Source organism: Vibrio sp. OPT46, assembly GCF_015163535.1.
Taxonomy (GTDB): domain Bacteria; phylum Pseudomonadota; class Gammaproteobacteria; order Enterobacterales; family Vibrionaceae; genus Vibrio; species Vibrio alginolyticus.
In genome coordinates, this window is sequence record NZ_JADDYG010000559.1 from 1 (window position 1) to 2621 (window position 2621).

The 2621-nt window shown below is 45.0% G+C and carries 4 protein-coding genes; all 4 read right to left on the reverse strand.

The features are described 5' to 3' along the window. Positions 1-102: 102 nt before the first annotated feature. Entirely contained in the window at positions 103-357 is a 255-nt protein-coding gene (locus IQR33_RS22330; protein WP_017633426.1) for a bacteriocin immunity protein, read from the reverse strand. Positions 358-359: 2 nt separating this feature from the next. Beyond that, positions 360-647: an HNH endonuclease signature motif containing protein gene (locus tag IQR33_RS22335; RefSeq protein ID WP_193837480.1), complete on the reverse strand. Its 288-nt coding sequence runs from the start codon at positions 645-647 to the stop codon at positions 360-362. Positions 648-785: 138 nt separating this feature from the next. Further along, on the reverse strand, positions 786-1022 hold the full coding sequence (locus IQR33_RS22340; RefSeq protein ID WP_031812766.1) for a hypothetical protein: 237 nt from the start codon (positions 1020-1022) through the stop codon (positions 786-788). A 2-nt stretch (positions 1023-1024) separates the two neighbouring features. Beyond that, positions 1025-2621: S-type pyocin domain-containing protein (locus IQR33_RS22345; protein ID WP_193844058.1), on the reverse strand; the 1597-nt coding region annotated here is incomplete at its 5' end.

Genomic DNA, 2621 nt, shown 5'->3' on the forward strand with positions numbered 1-2621 from the left:
AGAGCAGCCATAAGGTTCTGACACAAGAGGATTTTGAGCGGTTTTTAGAACAGATTGAGTCGTGTGAATAAGAAAAGGCGTCATCGTGACGCCTTTTAGCTTTTACTCTTTGAAGCAGGGAAGTCCCTGCAGAGCACGCCAATCTTTCACTATTTTTGCTATTCCTTCAGGAGTATCTTCACCTGGGTTCTCTGGGTAGTAAATTAAGTCTGAACCTGCAGGATGCTCCGTAATTGATATGAAGTGTTCAAGCAACTTATCTTGATAATCATCACTACCCTTTGATTCAATTATCTCATCTAGTAAATTTATAAACTCAGCTTCAGTATAAGCACTCAATGTGTTTTTTAATTCCATAGTTAACTCTTGTGTATATCAATATGGTTACGGGGGGTGTTTACTCTTAAGTTGTCAACATCGTATACAGAACCGCCATGTTGTATTTCTTCAACATGGTGCAGTTCGAAAGAACGTCTTCCCCCGACGGTATCCTTAAACCTTGCTCGAGGAGCTTTGCCATCCATCATCCGTTTAAGGTTCGCAGGTATAAATTGACTTGAATCGGGAGTAGTTTGCCAACTTGCTTCACCGTTTTCTTCTGGCGTCCAATTGATGGTTGGTCCGTTATCTTCAATCGCAATGGACAAAATGTTGTATTCACCGAGAGCAGCTATAAGGTTCTGACAGAAGAGGACTTTGATCGGTTTTTAGAACCGGTTGAGAAATGGGAATGAGAAAAGGCGTCCTTGTAACGCCTTATGTTTATAAGCAAAGTAAAGCTTATATTAAGCATCATCTTGAGCGTATTTGATGACTCGCTCGACAGTGATCTCGGGAACATCTTCAAATAACTCTTGCAGTATAAATACCTCTAAAAAGTAGTCATACCCTTCCGGTGAGCTTCCATCCTCTGGCTCTGCGCAAAGTAAAATATGGGATTCAGGATTCCATGCACTGTCAATGTAAATGGTCAAATCAGGATCCAAGCTTGCAACATCAAGCATTAACTCTCTTAATTTCATTTTTATTTCCCCCATATCGAGTAGCCCCCCTTGTTATCTGGATGAAGTACTTTCCACTCTTCACTACCAATTGTGTGTTGTTCTCTTGGGACTAAAACCATGCTGCCTTTTTCTCTTTCATGATGCCATGTCCAACCTTTTGGAGGTCGTCTAGGAGCTAAGCCTGTAGCTGTTCTCTCTAGTTTTATATTCAAGGATTCCATCTGAGATGCAAATTCTGGATCTGTTTCCATCATCTTCAAGAGGTTCTCATTAGCTTCTTGAAAGTGACGAGCTCTCGAAACACCAGGATATGAATTCGGTGACAAAAACGTTTTAAATCCTGATGAGTAAGCATTTTCACTATATACAATATAAAGAGGAACGATACCTGAGCTTTCAGGGAATACCAAGATCGCATCACGCCAGTCTTTCTCTTCTGGAGCAGGCGTAACGGTGACGTTCGCATCGCTACCCGAGTGGATTGGCGTGACCAGTATATCGTCTTTTTCAAACCCATCACTATGATCGGGGGTAGTTTGCCAACTTGCTTCATCGTTTTCTTCTGGCGTCCAATAGATGGTTGGTCCGTTCTCTTCAATAGCAACGGACAACTGACCACTGTTCCCCTGTTTCACATATTTGATGGGGATTCGTGTGTCGTCTACATGATACCCCTGTACGTGCGGATAAAACTCGCCATCTTGGGGCTCGGTAATGTGGACACGAACGCGGCTTTGTACCGTGGTCACTTGGCGTAAATCTTGGTCTGTGTATTGGGTGTTATCGCCAAACAAGCTTTGCTGCATGGCAAACAAAGTGCCAATGCCCTCGACCTGCCAGCGGTAGCCCTCAACGATTTTGTCTTTCAATGTGCCGGCCAGTTTATCCAACTGCATAGCCGCGGTTTGGGTTTGCTGCGCTTGCTCTGGGGAACCGGCGACAGCTGCGGAACTGCCCATAGCCATTTGTGCTTGTGTCGCTTGAATGGCGGGTATGACAGCAGCTGGACTTGCATTGGCTTGTGCAAAGAAGAATGACCAAGGACCAAAGTTACTTATTGACTCTTGTTGGTCGCCAATTTCAATACATCCCTCTGGTCTGGTGCAGGATTTAGCGAACACGAGCGAGCTTGTAGCGTCTTTTAAATTGAGTATTACCACATCGCCTTCTATGCAATCGGCAGTGTTAATGGCTCTATATTTGGTCAACCCGAGCAATGGATCACTGTGCTGATAATGACTGTTGCGGATGTTGTTGTAAGTTTGTGGGCGCAGCGGCGGAAAGGTATTCTTTTTGTCCGGTGCTTGTTGTTGCTGTTTCTCAGCAACCATAATTTCATCACCTACCGCGAGTGACAGAGGGTCGGCCTCAAACACTGGGTTAAGCAAGAGCAAGGCTTTAGCTCCCATACCATATAGTTCAGCGATGCTTTGCCAGTCTTCCCCTGCCGTTACGGTGTGCGTCGCTGCGGTTTGTTCCGCTTGCGTCTCATCGTTGTTACCTTCTGAGCGCGCTTCTTCCGGCTGTTTGACCGCATCAAACAATGCGGGGATATCCAACTTTATACCGTTTTCACACAGCCAATCTTCACTGAGGTTATCGAGCTCTTCACGCGTG

Coding starts and splice junctions, on each gene's coding strand:
- IQR33_RS22330 (WP_017633426.1), bottom strand. CDS start 357: ATGGAATTAAAAAACACATTGAGTGCTTATACTGAAGCTGAGTTTATA.
- IQR33_RS22340 (WP_031812766.1), bottom strand. CDS start 1,022: ATGAAATTAAGAGAGTTAATGCTTGATGTTGCAAGCTTGGATCCTGAT.